The organism is Streptomyces sp. NPDC001544 (assembly GCF_042894285.1).
Lineage (GTDB): Bacteria > Actinomycetota > Actinomycetes > Streptomycetales > Streptomycetaceae > Streptomyces.
In genome coordinates, this window is sequence record NZ_JBIAVN010000001.1 from 1,129,782 (window position 1) to 1,146,347 (window position 16,566).

Here is a 16,566-nt window from a genome sequence, read left to right on the forward strand (position 1 = left end):
CGCCGATGACCGCCACCACACTCGTGCAGAAGGAAGGGGCGAACCCCCCGCCGCCGCCCGGAGCGTTCGCCGAACGCGCCCGGCGCTCGCGGCGGCGCGGCCGGATCGTCGCCCTGCTCTTCGTCTTCCCCGCCCTGCTCCTGCTCGGCGCGCTCGTCGTCTACCCGGTGCTGTTCTCCGTCGGCCGCAGCTTCTTCGACGCCTCCGGCAGCCGTTTCGTCGGCGCGGACAACTACACCGAGATGTTCCGCGACCCGGCCACGCTCACGGCCATCCGCAACACGACCATCTGGGTCGTCGTGGCCCCGGCCCTGCTGACCGGACTCGGCCTGATCCTGGCCGTCCTGGTGGAGAAGGTCCGCTGGGCCACGGCCTTCAAGCTGCTGCTGTTCATGCCGATGGCGGTGTCGTTCCTCGCGGCCGGGATCATCTTCCGGCTCGCCTACGACGAGGACCCCGACAAGGGCGTGCTCAACGCCGCCGTGGTCTCCGTGCACGACGCCTTCCAGGACACGTCCTCCTACCCGACGGCGCGGGCCCGGCTCGGACACGGCCTGGCCCAGGGCCACGACGGGTCGTACACCACGAAGGCGAGCGCCTCCCCGGGCGACCTGGTGACGCTGCCCATGGTCGGCGTCCTCCCCAAAGACCTGCCCAAGGGCGCCTCGCCCGCCTACCCGGCGGCCGCGAAGAAGCCCGCCGCCGGTGAACTGCGCGGCGTCGTCTACCTGGACTTCACGCCCGGTGGCGGCGGCACGCAGGGCAAGGTCGACCGGCGGGAGAGCGGGCTGCCCGGCATGACGGTCGAGGCGGTGCGGGACGGGAAACCGGTGGCGAGCACCACCACCGCGTCCGACGGCTCCTTCCGCTTCCCGGGACTGCACACGGGCTCGTACGCGCTGAAGCTGCCGGAGTCGAACTTCGCGCCGCCCTACCAGGGCGTCTCCTGGCTGGGCCCGACCCTCGTCACGCCCGCGATCATCGGCGCGTACCTGTGGATCTGGACCGGATTCGCGATGGTGCTGATCGGCGCGGGCCTGTCGACCCTGCCCCGGGACGCACTGGAGGCGGCCCGGATGGACGGCGCGAACGAATGGCAGATCTTCCGCCGCATCACCGTCCCGCTGCTCGCACCCGTCCTCACCGTGGTCTTCGTGACCCTCGTGATCAACGTGATGAAGGTCTTCGACCTCGTCTACATCATCGCGCCCGGCCCGGTGCAGGAGGACGCCACCGTACTGGCCACCCAGATGTGGCTGGTGTCCTTCGGCGGCGGCAACAACCAGGGCCTCGGCAGCGCGCTGGGCGTGCTCCTGCTGCTGCTCGTGGTCCCCGCGATGGTCTTCAACGTCCGCCGCTTCCGCAGGAGTCAGCGATGAGGGAGTCAGCGATGAACGCGGTCAGGCGCGGCCTCGGCAACGGGCTGGTGCAGGCCTTCCTGGTGGTGATCGGCCTGGTCTGGCTGACCCCGCTGGCGGGGCTGTTCCTCTCCTCGCTGCGGTCGGCGCAGGACACCGCCAAGGGCGGCTGGTGGACCGCACTGGCCGGCCCCGGGCAACTGTCCTTCGACAACTACTCGGCGCTGCTGAAGAACTCCGGGATGACGCAGGCCTTCTGGAACACGGTGCTGATCTCGGTACCGGCGACGCTCCTCGTCGTCGTCATCGCGTCCCTCGCCGGATATGCCTTCGCCTGGCTGGACTTCCCCGGACGCGAGCCCGTCTTCCTGCTCGTCGTGGCCCTGCTGGTGGTGCCGGTGCAGATCGGCCTGCTGCCGGTCGCCAAACTCTTCGGTCAGCTCGGCCTGTTCGGCACGATTCCCGGCGTCGTCCTCTTCCACGTCGCCTACGGACTGCCGTTCGCGGTGTTCCTGCTGCGCAACTACTTCGCCGAGATGCCCAAGGAGATGCTGGAGGCCGCCCGTATGGACGGCGGCAGCGAGTGGCGCATCTTCACCCGCCTCGTCCTGCCCGTCGGCCGGCCGGCCATCGCCAGTCTCGCCATCTTCCAGTTCCTGTGGGTCTGGAACGACATGCTGGTGGCCCTGCTGTTCGCCGACAGCTCCTCCCAGCCGCTCACCGTGGAACTCCAGTCCCAGATCCGTCAGTTCGGCAGCAACATCGACGTGCTCGCCCCCGGCGCGTTCCTGTCGCTGATCGTGCCGGTGGTGGTGTTCTTCGCCTTCCAGCGGCACTTCGTGCAGGGCGTGATGGCCGGGTCGGTGAAGTAGGGACCCAAGAAAAGGGGCGGCCCGGGAAAACCCCGCGCCGCCCCTTTCTCACCGCCGTCTCACGGCGAAGCCGGCGGATACAGCGACCGCGGCAGCCGGGAGGCCGCCGCCGAGTCCAGCAGCCACAGGGTGCGGGAGCGACCGTAGGCGCCCGCGGCCGGGGCCTGGATCTCCCCCGCGCCCGAGAGGGCGATCGCCGCGGCCTGCGCCTTGTCCTCGCCCGCCGCCAGCAGCCAGACCTCCCGCGCCGCCCGGATCGCCGGCAGGGTCAGGGTGACCCTGGTCGGCGGGGGCTTGGGGGCGCCGTGCACGCCGACCACCATGCGCTCGGTCTCCCGGACCGCGGGCAGCTCGGGGAAGAGCGACGCCACATGGGTGTCCGGACCGACGCCCAGCATCAGGACGTCGAAGACGGGGACACTGCCGTGGTTCTCCGGTCCGGCCGCCTTGGCCAGTTCCGCCGCGTACGCCTCCGCCGCCGCGTCCACATCGGCACCGTGCGGACCGTCCGAGGCGGGCATGGCGTGCACGCGCTCCGGGTCCAGCGGCACCGAGTCGAGCAACGCCTCGCGGGCCTGGGTGACATTGCGCTCCGGGTCGCCCTCGGGCAGGAAGCGCTCGTCGCCCCACCACAGGTCCAGCCGGGCCCAGTCGACGGCGTCCCGGGCCGGGGCCGAGGCCAGCGCCGCCAGCAGACCGTTGCCGTTGCGGCCGCCGGTGAGCACCACGGACGCGGAGCCCCGCGAGGACTGCGCGTCCACGATCTTGGTGATCAGCCGGGCCGCGGCGGCCTGCGCCATCAGTTCCTTGTCGTGGTGCACGACCAGCTGCGGGGTGCTCACTTCGCCGCCGCCTTCTTCGTGGGCTCCTGCTTCACCGGGGCCTGCGCCGCCGCGTCCTTCGCGGGAGCTTTCGCAGCCGTTTCGACAGGGGCCTCGACTCCGAGCCGTTCCCCTGTTCCCTCCGCTCCTGCTCCTTTGCCGGAGGCTCCTTCGCCTCCTTTGGCGGCGGGTTCCCCGGCCGGGGAACCGCTCCACGGCGACCCCAGCCGCTCGACCCCGTAGCGCAGTGCCGACGCGTACGTGTCGTCCGGGTCGAGCCGCCGCAGCTCCTCCGCGATCAGCTCGGCCGTGTCACGCCGCTTCAGCGCCACCGCCCGGTCCGGCTGGCCCTGGATGGACAGCGTGGCCAGCGAACCGTCCGCCCGGTCCAGGGTTATCGGGCCGCAGGTGGTCTCCATGCGGACCGCCGTCAGTCCCGGCCCGGACGACAGGGAGCGCCTGACAGGGACGTCCAGCCGGTCCGCGAGCCACATCGCCAGCAGCTCGCAGCTCGGGTTGAACTCCTCGCCCTCCACCTCGACGGCCTTGACCTCGCACACGACCTGGTCGAGTGCCGCGGCCAGCATCGAACGCCAGGGCGTGATCCGGGTCCAGGACAGGTCCGTGTCACCGGGCGTATAGGCACCGGCGCGGGCGGACAGCTCCCGTACCGGCTGCTCGGCGGCGTAGGTGTCGGTGACCCGGCGCTGGGCGAGCGCGCCCAGCGGGTCGCTGGCCGGGTTCGACGGGGCGTTCACCGGCCACCAGACGACCACCGGGGCGTCCGGCAGCAGCAGCGGCAGCACCACGGAGTCGGCGTGGTCGGAGACCTCGCCGTGCAGCCGCAGCACCACCGTCTCGCCGGAGCCCGCTTCCGCGCCCACCCGCACCTCGGCGTCCAGCCGGGACTGCGTGCGGTCGCGGGGGGAGCGGGAGACCCGCTTGATGACCACCAGCTTGCGCGAGGGGTGCTCGTGCGAGGCGTCGCTGGCGGCCTTCAGCGCGTCGTAGGCGTTCTCCTCGTCGGTGACGATGACCAGGGTGAGCACCATGCCCACGGCGGGCGTGCCGATGGCCCGGCGGCCCTGCACCAGCGCCTTGTTGACCTTGCCGGCCGTGGTGTCCGTGAGGTCTATCTTCATGGCCGGCGCCAGCTCCGTCCGTCTCGTGCAAGCATCTCGTCGGCCTCCGCGGGACCCCAGGTGCCCGACGGGTACTGTGCGGGCCTGCCGTTCTTGTCCCAGTACTCCTCGATCGGGTCGAGGATCTTCCAGGACAGCTCGACCTCCTCGGTGCGCGGGAAGAGGTTGGCGTCGCCCAGCAGCACGTCCAGGATGAGCCGCTCGTACGCCTCCGGGCTGGACTCCGTGAAGGACTCGCCGTAGGCGAAGTCCATGGACACGTCCCGGATCTCCATCGAGGTGCCCGGCACCTTCGAACCGAACCGGACCGTGATGCCCTCGTCGGGCTGGACACGGATGACGACCGCGTTCGAGCCCAGCTCCTCGGTCGCCGTGTGGTCGAAGGGGGAGTGCGGGGCCCGCTGGAAGACCACCGCGATCTCGGTGACCCGACGGCCCAGCCGCTTGCCGGTGCGCAGGTAGAAGGGGACGCCCGCCCAGCGGCGGTTGTCGACCTCGACCTTGATCGCCGCGTACGTGTCGGTCTTCGACTTGGCGTCGATGCCGTCCTCTTCGAGGTAGCCGATGACCTTCTCGCCGCCCTGCCAGCCCGCTGCGTACTGGCCGCGCACGGTGGCGCTGCCCAGGTCCTTCGGCAGCCGTACCGCGCCGAGCACCTTGGTCTTCTCCGCGGCCAGCGCGTCCGCGTCGAAGGAGGCGGGCTCCTCCATGGCCGTCAGCGCCATCAGCTGGAGCAGGTGGTTCTGGATGACGTCACGGGCGGCGCCGATGCCGTCGTAGTAGCCGGCCCGGCCGCCGATGCCGATGTCCTCGGCCATGGTGATCTGCACATGGTCCACGAAGGACCGGTTCCAGATCGGCTCGAACATCGTGTTGGCGAAGCGCAGCGCCAGGATGTTCTGGACGGTCTCCTTGCCGAGGTAGTGGTCGATCCGGAACACCTGGTCCGGCTCGAACACCTCGTGCACGACCCGGTTCAGCTCCTCGGCCGACTTCAGGTCGTGACCGAACGGCTTCTCGATGACCGCGCGCCGCCAGGAACCGCCGGACTGGTCGGCCAGCCCGTGCTTCTTGAGCTGCTGGATGACCACCGGGAAGGAACGCGGCGGTACCGACAGGTAGAAGGCGAAGTTGCCGCCCGTGCCCTGTGCCTTGTCCAGCTCCTCGATCGTGCCGCGCAGCCGCTCGAAGGCGTCGTCGTCGTCGAAGGTGCCCTGGACGAAGCGCATCCCCTGGATGAGCTGCTGCCAGACCTCCTCGCGGAACGGGGTCCGGGCGTGCGCCTTCACGGCGTCGTGGACCTCGGCCGCGAAGTCCTCGTGCTCCCACTCCCGGCGGGCGAAGCCCACCAGCGAGAAGCCCGGGGGCAGCAGACCCCGGTTGGCGAGGTCGTACACCGCGGGCATCAGCTTCTTGCGGGACAGGTCGCCGGTGACGCCGAAGATGACCAGGCCCGACGGCCCCGCGATACGCGGGAGCCGTCGGTCGGCGGGGTCACGAAGCGGGTTCGCCCCGAAACCGGAAGAGCCGGAAGAGCCTGAAGAGGGGGACAATTCAGCCCTCCGAAGGAGCGAGGCGCTGCAGCTCCGCCTCCGTGGACTTGAGCAGGTCGTTCCAGGACGCCTCGAACTTCTCGACGCCCTCGTCCTCCAGCACCTGGACCACGTCGTCGTACGAGATCCCGAGCTTCTCGAGCGCGTCCAGGTCGGCGCGCGCCTGCTCGTAGCTGCCGGCGACGGTGTTGCCGGTGATCTCGCCGTGGTCCTCGACGGCCTCCAGCGTGGCCTCCGGCATGGTGTTCACCGTGTTCGGCGCCACCAGATCGGTGACGTACATGGTGTCCTGGTACGCCGGGTCCTTCACGCCGGTCGACGCCCACAGCGGACGCTGCTTGTTGGCGCCCGCCCGCTCCAGCGCGGCCCAGCGGTCGGAGGAGAAGACCTCCTCGTACGCCTGGTAGGCGAGCCGCGCGTTGGCGACGGCGGCCTTGCCGCGCAGCGCCTTGGCCTCGTCGGTGCCCAGCGCGTCCAGCCGCTTGTCGATCTCGGTGTCCACGCGGGAGACGAAGAAGGACGCCACGGAGTGGATCTTCGACAGGTCCAGGCCGCGCTCCTTGGCCTTCTCCAGGCCCGAGAGGTACGAGTCCATGACGGCCCGGTAGCGCTCGAGCGAGAAGATCAGCGTGACGTTGACGCTGATGCCGTTGCCGATGGTGTCGCTGATCGCCGGGACGCCCGCCATGGTGGCCGGGATCTTGATCAGCGTGTTCGGGCGGTCGACCAGCCAGGCCAGCTGCCGGGCCTCGGCGACGGTCGCCTTCTCGTTGTGCGCCAGGCGCGGGTCCACCTCGATGGAGACCCGGCCGTCCTGGCCGCCGGTGGCGTCGAAGACCGGGCGCAGGATGTCGGCGGCGTCACGGACGTCCGCCGTGGTGATCATGCGGATGGCCTCTTCGACGGTGACCTTGCGGGCGGCGAGGTCCGACAGCTGCTGGTCGTAGCCGTCGCCCTGCGAGATCGCCTTCTGGAAGATCGTCGGGTTGGTGGTGACGCCCACGACGTGCTGCTGGTCGATCAGCTCGGCGAGGTTGCCGGACGTGATCCGCTTGCGCGACAGGTCGTCCAGCCAGATCGCGACGCCTTCTTCGGAGAGGCGCTTGAGTGCGTCTGTCATGGAATTACATCTCCTACAGGTCGTATATGAGCGTCAGCGCTGGGCGGCAGCGAGGGATTCCCGGGCCTTGGCGGCCACGTTCTCGGCAGTGAAGCCGAACTCGCGGAACAGGACCTTGGCATCGGCTGAAGCGCCGAAGTGCTCCAGGGAAACGATGCGGCCGGCGTCCCCGACGTACTTGTGCCAGGTCAGACCGATACCGGCTTCCACCGCTACACGAGCCTTCAGGGACGGGGGCAGGACCCTGTCCCGGTACCCCTGGTCCTGCTGCTCGAACCACTCCACGCACGGCATGGACACCACGCGGGTGGGGACGCCCTCGGCCTGCAACTGCTCGCGCGCCTCGACGGCGACGTGCACCTCGGAACCGGTGGCGATCAGCACGACCTGCGCCTCGCCGCCCTCGGCCTCGAACAGGACGTAACCACCGCGCGCGGCGTCGTCGTTGGGCTCGTACACCGGCACGCCCTGGCGGGTCAGCGCCAGACCGTGCGGCTGGCCCTTGCCGAACTCCTTCGTCCAACGCCTGAGAATCTCGCGCCAGGCGATCGCGGTCTCGTTGGCGTCCGCCGGACGGACCACGTTGAGACCCGGGATGGCACGCAGCGAGGCCAGGTGCTCGACCGGCTGGTGGGTCGGGCCGTCCTCGCCGAGGCCGATGGAGTCGTGCGTCCACACGTACGTCACCGGCAGGTGCATCAGGGCCGACAGGCGCACGGCGTTGCGCATGTAGTCGGAGAACACCAGGAAGGTGCCGCCGTAGACGCGGGTGTTGCCGTGCAGCGTGATGCCGTTCATCTCCGCTGCCATCGAGTGCTCGCGGATGCCGAAGTGGATCGTGCGGCCGTAGGGGCTCGCCTCCGGCAGCGGGTTGCCCTCGGGGAGGAAGGAGCTGTCCTTGTCGATGGTCGTGTTGTTCGACCCGGCCAGGTCCGCGGAGCCGCCCCACAGTTCGGGGATGACCGCGCCGAGCGCCTGCAGCACCTTGCCGGACGCGGCACGCGTCGCGACGCCCTTGCCGGGCTCGAAGACCGGGAGCTTCTCCTCCCAGCCGGTGGGCAGCTCGCCCGCGGCGATGCGGTCGAAGTCGGCGGCGCGCTCGGCGTTGTTCTCACGCCAGAGCTGGAACGACTTCTCCCACTCCGCCTTGGACTCGCGGCCCCGGTCGAGGGCCTTGCGGGTGTGGGCCAGGACCTCGTCGGCGACCTCGAAGCTCTTGTCGGGGTCGAAGCCGAGGACGCGCTTGGTGGCCGCGACCTCGTCGCCGCCGAGCGCCGAGCCGTGGGCGGCCTCGGTGTTCTGCGCGTTCGGGGCGGGCCAGGCGATGATCGAGCGCATCGCGATGAAGGACGGCCGGTCCGTGACCTTCTTGGCTTCCTCGATCGCGTCGTAGATCGCGTGCGGGTCCAGGTCGCCGTCGGGCTTGGGGGCGACGCGCTGCACGTGCCAGCCGTAGGCCTCGTACCGCTTGACGGTGTCCTCGGAGACGGCCGTCTCGGTGTCACCCTCGATCGAGATGTGGTTGTCGTCCCACAGCAGGACCAGGTTGCCGAGCTTCTGGTGGCCGGCCAGCGAGGACGCCTCGGCGGAGATGCCCTCCTGGAGGCAGCCGTCACCGGCGATGCAGTAGATGAAGTGGTCGAAGGGGGACTCGCCCTGCGGGGCCTCGGGGTCGAACAGGCCGCGCTCGTAGCGGGCGGCCATCGCCATGCCCACCGCGTTGGCGACGCCCTGGCCGAGCGGGCCGGTCGTCGTCTCGACGCCCCTGGTGTGCCCGTACTCCGGGTGCCCCGGCGTCTTCGAGCCCCAGGTGCGGAAGGACTCCAGGTCCTCCAGTTCCAGGCCGAACCCGGCCAGGAAGAGCTGTGTGTAGAGGGTCAGGGACGAATGGCCGGCGGACAGCACGAAGCGGTCGCGCGCCACCCAGTCGGGGTCGGCGGGGTCGTGCCGCATCACCTTCTGGAAAAGGGTGTACGCGGCGGGCGCCAGGCTCATGGCCGTGCCGGGATGGCCGTTGCCGACCTTCTGTACGGCGTCGGCGGCGAGGACACGAGCGGTGTCGACGGCCCGCTGGTCCAACTCGGTCCACTCGAGGTCTGTTGTGGTCGGCTTGGTGCTCACCCTGAGTCAGGGCTCCTCTCCACATGATCGAATACCGGTGATCTGGGCGCGCGCCCACCGGCTGCCGGTGCACTGGATGCCCACCGGCCGCTGTCGAGCCTACCCCTGTGAGTACGTGCGTTTTTTCGACCGTTCCAGACTGCCGGGCCGGGTGGCGATCTGCCCGCCGACTGGCCGGAACGGCATCGGGCACATGAATACGCAGCCGCTCATCTGACTGCTCAATCGAGTAGTGGTACGTACACCGGATGCCCCTCGCGAACACGAACCCACCCCCGCGAATGTCCGGGTCTGGGCAACGTCTAAAGTGGCGTGGTACGCGCGAGCCCTTACCGCTGTTCACCACCGGGGGGCTCGCTGGGATGTCTCTGTCAGGGGTGTGCGTGACGGCCGTCGAATCCCGTCCAGCGGGGGTACTCGGTGCCAGCCAGAGCCCGAGCCACCGGCCGTTCGGGGCCCGTGTCAAGGCTTTCGTGGCGCTGACCAAGCCGCGGATCATCGAGCTGCTGCTCATCACCACCGTTCCGGTGATGTTCCTGGCGCAGCAGGGCGTGCCGGACCTGGGTCTCGTGCTGCTGACCTGCGTCGGCGGCTACCTCTCCGCGGGCGGCGCCAACGCGCTGAACATGTACATAGACCGTGACATCGACGCGCTCATGGACCGGACCTCGCAGCGCCCGCTGGTCACCGGCATGGTCAGTCCCCGTGAGTGCCTCGCCTTCGGCATCTCGCTGGCGGTCGTCTCGACGCTGCTGTTCGGCTTCACCGTCAACTGGCTGTCGGCCTGGCTGGCACTCGGAGCGCTCCTCTTCTACGTCGTCGTCTACACGATGATCCTCAAGCGGCGTACGTCGCAGAACATCGTCTGGGGCGGCATCGCGGGCTGCATGCCGGTGCTGATCGGCTGGTCCTCCGTCACGAACTCGATGTCGTGGGCGCCCGTCATCCTCTTCCTCGTCATGTTCTTCTGGACGCCGCCGCACTACTGGCCGCTGTCCATGAAGGTCAAGGAGGACTACGCGCGCGTGGGCGTGCCGATGCTGCCGGTCGTCGCCTCCAACAAGGTCGTCGCCAAGCAGATCGTCCTCTACAGCTGGGTCATGGTCGCCGTCTCGCTGCTGCTGACGCCGCTCGGTTACACGGGCTGGTTCTACACGGCGGTCGCGCTGGTCGCGGGCGGCTTCTGGCTGTGGGAGGCGCACGCGCTGCAGAACCGCGCCAAGGCCGAGGTGACGGGCGCGAAGCTCAAGGAGATGCGCCTGTTCCACTGGTCGATCACCTATGTGTCGATCCTGTTCCTGGCGATCGCGGTGGACCCCTTCCTGAGGTGACCCCCTCGGCACTCCGCACGGGCGGGTTGCGTGGTCAAGGCCACGCAACCCGCCCGTCGCCGTTTGATCTACCCGTGGGTAGCATCCTGGTCATGGCAGACACGCAGCAGGTTGACCCCAAGGCAGAGCGCAAGGTGGCGAAGCTCGCCAAGCAGATCGACGCCTTCGCCAAGGCGCACGGCGGTGCCGAGGGGCAGGTGGCCCACATCGGCGAGCGCGGCGCCCGGATCGTGCTCGTCGGCGAGGACGGCGGCTGGGGCGACCTGGTGGCGCCCGACCACGCCATCGCCGAGCAGGCCGTGCAGAAGGCCGGCATCACCGTCCACGAGGCGTTCGACGGCGAGTTCGCCGGCAAGGTGAAGACCGGCCCGTACGAGTGGGCGCGCATGGCCGGGATCCAGGTGGGCGGGCCGAGCAACTCGTAGCAACACCTCACACCGGGTTCACCCGTTAGGACCTCAAGGAGGACGAGGCCCAGTCACGGAGAGCCCGGATGATCGAAACGCCGTCGCTGGTGGACCAGTACTGCCACGGCGTCCTGCGCACGGAGCTGGGACTCGGCACGTTCGAGGCCCAGCTGGCCCGCACCGAGGGGCCGCCCGCGCCCGGCACCACGCTCTTCGACACACAGACCGGGTTCGCCGTCCGCCGCTGGTGCCCGCCGCTGCTCGGCCTGGAACCGCACTGTCCGCCCGCGCGCTATCTCGCCCGGCGCCGTGAACTGGGCGTACCGGAGGTCGGCCGCCGCCTGTTGAGCGGCAGCGGCATCACCACCTATCTGGTCGACACCGGCCTGCCGGGCGACCTGACCGGGCCCGCCGAGATGGCGTCGGCGGGCGACGCCGACGCCCGCGAGATCGTCCGCCTGGAACTCCTCGCCGAGCAGGTCGCGGACACCTCCGGCACCGTCGAGTCGTTCCTCGCCAACCTCGCCGAGTCGGTGCACGGCGCCGCCGCGCACGCCGTCGCCTTCACCTCGGTGGCGGGCGTACGGCACGGGCTGTCGCTGGCGCCCGAGCCGCCCGGGCCCGGGGAGGTGCGGGGCGCGGCGGGCCGCTGGCTGGCCGGGCGGCGGGTCGGCGGCGAGCTGAGCGACCCGGTGCTGCTGCGTCACCTGCTGTGGATGGCGGTCGCCTCGGGCCTGCCGCTCCAGCTGCACGCGGGGCTCGGGGAACCGGGCGTGCGAGCCGACCGCACCGACCCTGCCCTGCTGACCGACTTCGCCCGGGCCACGGCGGGCCTCGGCACCGACCTCGTCCTGCTGCACGGCTACCCGTACCACCGCCACGCCGCGCACCTCGCCGGCGTCTTCCCGCACGTCTACGCCGACTCCGGCGCCGCCCTGGTGCGCACCGGCGCCCGGGCCGCGACGATCCTCGCCGAGGTCCTGGAACTGGCCCCCTTCGGGAAGATCCTGTTCTCCAGCGGCGCCCACGGCCTGCCCGAACTGCACGTCGTGGCGGCCGGCCTGTTCCGCGAGTCCCTCGCCCGGGTGCTGGGCACCTGGGTGGCCGAGGGCGCCTGGTCACTGGGGGACGCGCAGCGGGTGGCCGCCATGGTGGCGGCGGGGAACGCGCACAGGGTGTACGGGCTGGGGTGAGCTGTGGAGACTGGGCGGATGCCGACCCATGATCCGTACCCGTTACCGACCGGCGCCCTGCTCGACCGGTTCCTCGACGCCCTGGCGGTCCTGCATCCCGTCGCCGTCTGGGCGCACGGCTCGCTCGCCGGGGGCGACTACCAGGAGGGCCGCAGCGACCTGGACCTGATCGCGGTGCTGCCGGGACCCGTCGGGCTGGGCACCGTACGCAGGACCGTCGCGCTGCACCGTCGCCTGCGCGCCGATCCGCTGGCGGCCAAGTTGCACTGCGGCTATCTCTCACCGGACACGCTGGCCGACCCCGCGCGCTCGCATCTGACCTGGGCGTACAACGTGACGCGGCGACCGGTCACGCCGGTCACCCGGCGTGAGCTGCACACCTTCGGCCGGGTGCTGCACGGTGCCACCCCGGCCGAGCTGCTGCCGCCCGTGCCGGACCGCCAGCTCACCGACTTCGTCGTGCGCGACCAGCGGGACTACTGGCGGCCCGCGGTGGACAGGGCCCGTCTGTGGCGGCAGGACATCTGGGTGGACCTGGGACTGCTGACCCACGCCAGGGCGACCGCCACGCTGCGCGACGGCCGGCTCATCTCGAAGCGGGAGGCCCTGGACCTGCTGCCGGGTCTCGGCGCGCCGGGCGAGGTGGTGGAGGACATCACACGCCGGCGGTACGAACGTCAGCCGCCGCCGCCCACCCAGGAGTGGACGGTGCGGCGGGCCGAACTGACGCATGGCTACCTGGGCCCGGCGATCGACAAGCTGGTCGCCGAGTACGGGTGACTCACGCGGGTGTGCCGACCGTCGCCTCGGCCGTGGGACCGGGCACGTCCGCCACGGCCTCCGGGCGCTCGCGCAGCGCCAGCAGCACCCGCAGCACACCGATCCACACCAGGCACGAGCCGAGCATGTGCAGACCGACCAGGGCCTCGGGCAGGTGCGTGAAGTACTGGACGTATCCGATGACGCCCTGCCCGAGCAGGATCAGGAACAGGTCCCGGGTGCGGACCGACGGCTCCCTGGGCGCGTCGACCGCCTTCAGCACGAACCACAGGGCGAAGGTCAGCGTCACCACGATCCAGGCGAGCACCGCGTGCAGCTTGGCGACGGTCTCCCAGTCGATCGGGATCCGCTTGACCTCGCTGGAGTCCCCCGCGTGCGGGCCGGCCCCGGTCACCACGGTGCCGACCGCGATGAGCAGGACGGACGCGGCGACCAGGAACCAGACCAGCTGCTGGACCGCCTTGCCGACCAGCGGGCGCGGCTCCCCGTCGCCCTCGCGGGTGCGCTGCCACATCACCGTGGCGACCGCGATGAGCGCCGAGGCGAGCAGGAAGTGCGCGGCCACGGTGTACGGGTTGAGGCCGACCAGGACCACGATGCCGCCGAGCACCGCGTTGCCCATGACGAGCCAGAACTGAGCCCACCCGAGGCGGGTCAGGCTGCGCCGCCACGGCTTCTGCGCGCGCGCGGCGATGATCGCCCAGCCGACGGCCGCGCACAGCACGTACGTCAGCATGCGGTTGCTGAACTCGACGATGCCGTGGAAGCCCATCGCACGGGTCGTGGTGAGCGAGTCGTCGGTGCAGGTGGGCCAGGTCGGGCAGCCCAGGCCCGAGCCGGTCAGCCGCACCGCACCGCCGGTGACCACGATGACGACCGACATCACCAGGGCGGCCAGCGCGGCCCGCTGGACCGTTCTCGGGTTCGGCGTCCAGCGCGCGGCGATGAAGGAGAGCGGGTTGCGCAGCGCCGCTCGGGCGTCGGCGGGGTTCAGCTTTGGCACGCTCACCATCGTAGGCCGCCGCTTGTGCACGCGTTCACGAGGGTCACTCCCAGCGGAACAGCTTTCCGGCCGCCGCCAGCCCCACGACCGCCCACACGCCCAGGATCCCCAGGTCGCCCCAGGGCACCCCGGCCCCGTGCTGGAGCACGTCCCGCAGTCCGTCGGACAGCGCCGAGACGGGCAGCAGCCCGAGCGCGTCCTGGACGCCGGAGGGGAACTTGTCCAGCGGGACGATCACCCCGCCGCCGACGAGGAGCAGCAGGAAGACCAGGTTGGCGGCGGCCAGCGTGGCCTCCGCCTTCAGCGTGCCCGCCATCAGCAGGCCCAGCCCGGAGAAGGCGGCCGTGCCGAGGACCAGCAGGAGCAGCACGGTGGCGGGGTTGCCGTGCGGGGACCAGCCCAGCGCGAAGGCGATCGCCGTGAGCAGGATCACCTGGAGGACTTCCGTGACCAGCACGGACGCCGTCTTCGCGGCCATCAGTCCCCAGCGGGGCAGCGGGGAGGAGGCCAGCCGCTTCAGCACGCCGTAGCGCCGCTCGAAACCGGTCGCGATGGCCTGCCCGGTGAACGCCGTCGACATCACGGCGAGGGCGAGGACGCCCGGCGCGAGGAAGTCGACGGCCTTGCCCGCGCCCGTGTCGACGATGTCGACGGAGCTGAAGAGGACCAGCAGCAGGGTCGGGATCACGACCGTCAGCAGCAGCTGTTCGCCGTTGCGCAGCAGCATCCTGGTCTCCAGCGCCGCCTGGGCCGCGATCATGCGGGGCAGAGGGGCGGCGCCGGGCTTGGGGGTGTAGGTGCCCGTGATGGTCACGAACGCAGCTCCTTGCCGGTCAGCTCCAGGCTGTGCCTTCCCGGGGGACGCTGTACCTGATTGCGGCTGCGCCGCGGGCCGGACCCCCGGCCGAAGCCGGTGCTGGGCGGAATCACGAGCGCAGCTCCTTACCTGTCAGCTCCAGGCTGTGCCTTCCCGGGGGACAACCCCCGGACCCCCGGCCGAAGCCGGTGCTGGGCGGAATCACGAGCGCAGCTCCTTACCCGTCAGCTCCAGAAAAACGTCTTCGAGGGTGTGCCGCTCCACCGAGATCCGGTCCGGCATCACGCCGTGCTGGGCGCACCAGGAGGTGACCGTGGCGAGGAGCTGCGGATCGACCTTGCCGACGACCCGGTAGGCGCCCGGCGTGAGCTCGGCGGCCGTGCAGTCGGCCGGGAGGGCCTTCAGCAGGGAGCCCACGTCGAGGCCGGGACGACCGGTGAAGCGCAGCGTGTTCTCGGCGCCGCCCTTGCACAGTTCCTCGGGGGAGCCCTGGGCCATGACCCGGCCGGCGTCGATGATCGCGACGTCGTCGGCGAGCTGCTCGGCCTCGTCCATGTGGTGGGTCGTGAGGATCGCGGAGACGCCGTCGGCGCGCAGGTCCCGTACGAGGTCCCAGGTGGCCCGGCGGGCCTGCGGGTCGAGCCCGGCCGTGGGCTCGTCCAGGAACACCAGCTCCGGGCGCCCCACGACAGCCATGGCCAGCGCGAGCCGCTGCTGCTGGCCGCCGGACAGCCGCCGGTACGTGGTCCGGCCGCAGGAGCCGAGCCCGAGGCGTTCGATGAGGGCGTCCACGTCCAGCGGGTGGGCGTGCAGCTTTGCCACGTGGCGCAGCATCTCGTCGGCCCGGGCGCCGGAGTACACCCCTCCGGACTGCAGCATCACGCCGATCCTGGGCCGCAGCGCGGCCGACTCTGTCACCGGGTCGAGCCCGAGCACCCGCACCGTCCCCGAGTCCGGCTTCCGGTACCCCTCGCAGGTCTCGATCGTGGTCGTCTTGCCCGCCCCGTTGGGGCCGAGTACGGCGGTCACCCCCGGTCGGGCCACCAGGTCGAGTCCGTCCACCGCGGTCTTCGTGCCATACCGCTTCACCAAGGCGTGGACCTGGACCACGGGCTCACTTCGCATGGGTCCAGAGTCTAGGTAGGCCTGCCGCGCCTCAGGCGGGCGGGTGCAGGATCTCGTCCTCGCGGGGGCGGTGCACCGCGAGCCACCGCTCGGCGTAGGCCACGGCGTCCGCCAGGGGGAACAGGCGTACGTCGGCCGCGCCCACCTCGCCCCGCAGGACGGGGCGGTCCCGTTCGAAGTCGTGGCCCAGCTCGTCGAACCGGTCCGAGCTGATCGACACCTCGGTCACCGTCTCCCAGCCCCCGCCGGGTGCGGGCCGGCCGACCCGGACGAGCGGTGCGGGGATCCGGCACTCCGCCAGGTGGAAGCCGGTGCACGCGTCGTATCCGGCGCCGAGCAGCAGCACCCGGGCGCCCCGGTCCTCCAGCCGGGCCAGCGGACTGTGCTCACCGAGGCGGCAGTCGGGTGCGTGGCTCTCGACGATCTCCGCCGCGCGCGCTCCCAGTGCCGCGAACGAGGTCTGCGGGTGGGCGCTGCGCACGGCGCCCGGCCAGGTCCGTACGGCCTCCGGGATCACGCCGACCCCGCGGGAGGGGGTGATCAGCGGGTCGTACGCGGGCATGGCGGCCCGGATCTCCTCCCACCAGCTCTCCGGCACCGGCGGGTTTCCCCACACCGCCGGGTCGGACAGATCACCCGACTGGGTGGGAACGACGATCGTGCCGTCCGGACCGACGGCGTCCAGCAGCCCCTGGACCACGGCGACGGCGCCCCCGCACACCCAGCCGAGCGAACTGAGCGAGGAGTGCACGAGGAGGGTCTCGCCCGGCTCGACGCCCAGCGCGCGCAGCTGAGCGCCGAGTGTGCCGCGGGTGACAAGAGGGCCGGTCGGAGGGGGTGTGGGCATGGTTCGGCAGTCTTTCCGACCACGATCGTCCACGCCACCGGTTTACCCGGCCCGCGACGTTTCCGCAGGTCGGATT

At 71.0% G+C, this 16,566-nt stretch carries 15 protein-coding genes; 6 read left to right on the plus strand and 9 right to left on the minus strand.

All coding sequences use genetic code 11. The annotated features are described in order from the left end of the window. Positions 1 to 5: 5 nt before the first annotated feature. Both ACFY0F_RS05160 and ACFY0F_RS05165 read left to right on the plus strand, forming a co-directional pair. Positions 6 to 1,379, plus strand: coding sequence for an ABC transporter permease subunit (locus ACFY0F_RS05160; protein WP_388789012.1), 1,374 nt, complete (start codon positions 6 to 8; stop codon positions 1,377 to 1,379). An 11-nt stretch (positions 1,380 to 1,390) separates the two neighbouring features. Beyond that, positions 1,391 to 2,230 carry a carbohydrate ABC transporter permease gene (locus ACFY0F_RS05165; RefSeq protein WP_388789015.1) on the plus strand — a complete coding sequence of 280 codons (840 nt, stop codon included), beginning with the start codon at positions 1,391 to 1,393 and terminating at the stop codon, positions 2,228 to 2,230. Positions 2,231 to 2,289: 59 nt separating this feature from the next. Here ACFY0F_RS05165 and pgl read toward each other — a convergent pair whose 3' ends face one another. From pgl to tkt, 5 genes are read right to left on the minus strand one after another with little or no spacing between them, the layout of a single operon-like run. Continuing rightward, positions 2,290 to 3,072, minus strand: a complete 783-nt coding sequence (gene pgl / locus ACFY0F_RS05170; protein WP_388789018.1) for a 6-phosphogluconolactonase — start codon at positions 3,070 to 3,072, stop codon at positions 2,290 to 2,292. After that, positions 3,069 to 4,193 carry a glucose-6-phosphate dehydrogenase assembly protein OpcA gene (gene opcA, locus ACFY0F_RS05175; RefSeq protein WP_388789021.1) on the minus strand — a complete coding sequence of 375 codons (1,125 nt, stop codon included), beginning with the start codon at positions 4,191 to 4,193 and terminating at the stop codon, positions 3,069 to 3,071. The genes pgl and opcA overlap by 4 nt, the downstream gene beginning before the upstream one ends. After that, positions 4,190 to 5,746 (minus strand): glucose-6-phosphate dehydrogenase, encoded by a 1,557-nt coding sequence (zwf, locus tag ACFY0F_RS05180; RefSeq protein ID WP_388789024.1) that lies wholly within the window; start codon positions 5,744 to 5,746, stop codon positions 4,190 to 4,192. The genes opcA and zwf overlap by 4 nt, the downstream gene beginning before the upstream one ends. Before the next feature lies 1 nt (position 5,747). Further along, the gene (gene tal, locus ACFY0F_RS05185) at positions 5,748 to 6,866 is read right to left on the minus strand and encodes a transaldolase (RefSeq protein ID WP_388789027.1); all 1,119 of its coding nucleotides are present in this window, start codon (positions 6,864 to 6,866) and stop codon (positions 5,748 to 5,750) included. A 33-nt stretch (positions 6,867 to 6,899) separates the two neighbouring features. Further along, entirely contained in the window at positions 6,900 to 8,987 is a 2,088-nt protein-coding gene (gene tkt / locus ACFY0F_RS05190; protein ID WP_388789029.1) for a transketolase, read from the minus strand. A gap of 362 nt (positions 8,988 to 9,349) precedes the next feature. Here tkt and ACFY0F_RS05195 point away from each other — a divergent pair, with 362 nt between their 5' ends. The 4 genes from ACFY0F_RS05195 to ACFY0F_RS05210 all read left to right on the plus strand — a co-directional run bounded on the left by ACFY0F_RS05195 (position 9,350) and on the right by ACFY0F_RS05210 (position 12,698). After that, entirely contained in the window at positions 9,350 to 10,318 is a 969-nt protein-coding gene (locus ACFY0F_RS05195) for a heme o synthase (RefSeq protein ID WP_388789032.1), read from the plus strand. 92 nt (positions 10,319 to 10,410) lie between these two features. Continuing rightward, a complete protein-coding gene (locus ACFY0F_RS05200) occupies positions 10,411 to 10,743 on the plus strand; it encodes a hypothetical protein (protein WP_388789035.1) in 333 nt (110 codons plus the stop codon). A 68-nt stretch (positions 10,744 to 10,811) separates the two neighbouring features. Further along, the gene (locus tag ACFY0F_RS05205; RefSeq protein WP_388789037.1) at positions 10,812 to 11,918 is read left to right on the plus strand and encodes an amidohydrolase family protein; all 1,107 of its coding nucleotides are present in this window, start codon (positions 10,812 to 10,814) and stop codon (positions 11,916 to 11,918) included. 18 nt (positions 11,919 to 11,936) lie between these two features. Beyond that, complete coding sequence (locus ACFY0F_RS05210; RefSeq protein ID WP_388789040.1) at positions 11,937 to 12,698, plus strand: nucleotidyltransferase domain-containing protein; 762 nt, start codon at positions 11,937 to 11,939, stop codon at positions 12,696 to 12,698. A gap of 1 nt (position 12,699) precedes the next feature. Here the strand turns inward: ACFY0F_RS05210 and ACFY0F_RS05215 are convergent, their stop codons facing one another. From ACFY0F_RS05215 to ACFY0F_RS05230, 4 genes are all read right to left on the minus strand, one after another. After that, positions 12,700 to 13,710 carry a heme A synthase gene (locus tag ACFY0F_RS05215; protein WP_388789043.1) on the minus strand — a complete coding sequence of 337 codons (1,011 nt, stop codon included), beginning with the start codon at positions 13,708 to 13,710 and terminating at the stop codon, positions 12,700 to 12,702. 34 nt (positions 13,711 to 13,744) lie between these two features. Further along, the gene (locus ACFY0F_RS05220) at positions 13,745 to 14,461 is read right to left on the minus strand and encodes an ABC transporter permease (RefSeq protein WP_388789219.1); all 717 of its coding nucleotides are present in this window, start codon (positions 14,459 to 14,461) and stop codon (positions 13,745 to 13,747) included. Positions 14,462 to 14,719: 258 nt separating this feature from the next. Further along, complete coding sequence (locus tag ACFY0F_RS05225) at positions 14,720 to 15,643, minus strand: ABC transporter ATP-binding protein (RefSeq protein ID WP_388789045.1); 924 nt, start codon at positions 15,641 to 15,643, stop codon at positions 14,720 to 14,722. 31 nt (positions 15,644 to 15,674) lie between these two features. Next, positions 15,675 to 16,490: an aminoglycoside N(3)-acetyltransferase gene (locus ACFY0F_RS05230; RefSeq protein ID WP_388789048.1), complete on the minus strand. Its 816-nt coding sequence runs from the start codon at positions 16,488 to 16,490 to the stop codon at positions 15,675 to 15,677. Between the last annotated feature and the right edge of the window lie 76 nt (positions 16,491 to 16,566).

Excerpts from the sequence above, each read along its gene's own strand:
- ACFY0F_RS05230 (WP_388789048.1), bottom strand. The coding sequence starts at position 16,490 with ATGCCCACACCCCCTCCGACCGGCCCTCTTGTCACCCGCGGCACACTC.
- tal (WP_388789027.1), bottom strand. The coding sequence starts at position 6,866 with ATGACAGACGCACTCAAGCGCCTCTCCGAAGAAGGCGTCGCGATCTGG.
- ACFY0F_RS05165 (WP_388789015.1), top strand. The coding sequence starts at position 1,391 with ATGAACGCGGTCAGGCGCGGCCTCGGCAACGGGCTGGTGCAGGCCTTC.
- ACFY0F_RS05160 (WP_388789012.1), top strand. The coding sequence starts at position 6 with ATGACCGCCACCACACTCGTGCAGAAGGAAGGGGCGAACCCCCCGCCG.
- ACFY0F_RS05210 (WP_388789040.1), top strand. The coding sequence starts at position 11,937 with ATGCCGACCCATGATCCGTACCCGTTACCGACCGGCGCCCTGCTCGAC.
- ACFY0F_RS05205 (WP_388789037.1), top strand. The coding sequence starts at position 10,812 with ATGATCGAAACGCCGTCGCTGGTGGACCAGTACTGCCACGGCGTCCTG.
- ACFY0F_RS05200 (WP_388789035.1), top strand. The coding sequence starts at position 10,411 with ATGGCAGACACGCAGCAGGTTGACCCCAAGGCAGAGCGCAAGGTGGCG.
- ACFY0F_RS05195 (WP_388789032.1), top strand. The coding sequence starts at position 9,350 with ATGTCTCTGTCAGGGGTGTGCGTGACGGCCGTCGAATCCCGTCCAGCG.
- opcA (WP_388789021.1), bottom strand. The coding sequence starts at position 4,193 with ATGAAGATAGACCTCACGGACACCACGGCCGGCAAGGTCAACAAGGCG.
- ACFY0F_RS05220 (WP_388789219.1), bottom strand. The coding sequence starts at position 14,461 with ATGATCGCGGCCCAGGCGGCGCTGGAGACCAGGATGCTGCTGCGCAAC.
- ACFY0F_RS05215 (WP_388789043.1), bottom strand. The coding sequence starts at position 13,710 with ATGGTGAGCGTGCCAAAGCTGAACCCCGCCGACGCCCGAGCGGCGCTG.
- ACFY0F_RS05225 (WP_388789045.1), bottom strand. The coding sequence starts at position 15,643 with ATGCGAAGTGAGCCCGTGGTCCAGGTCCACGCCTTGGTGAAGCGGTAT.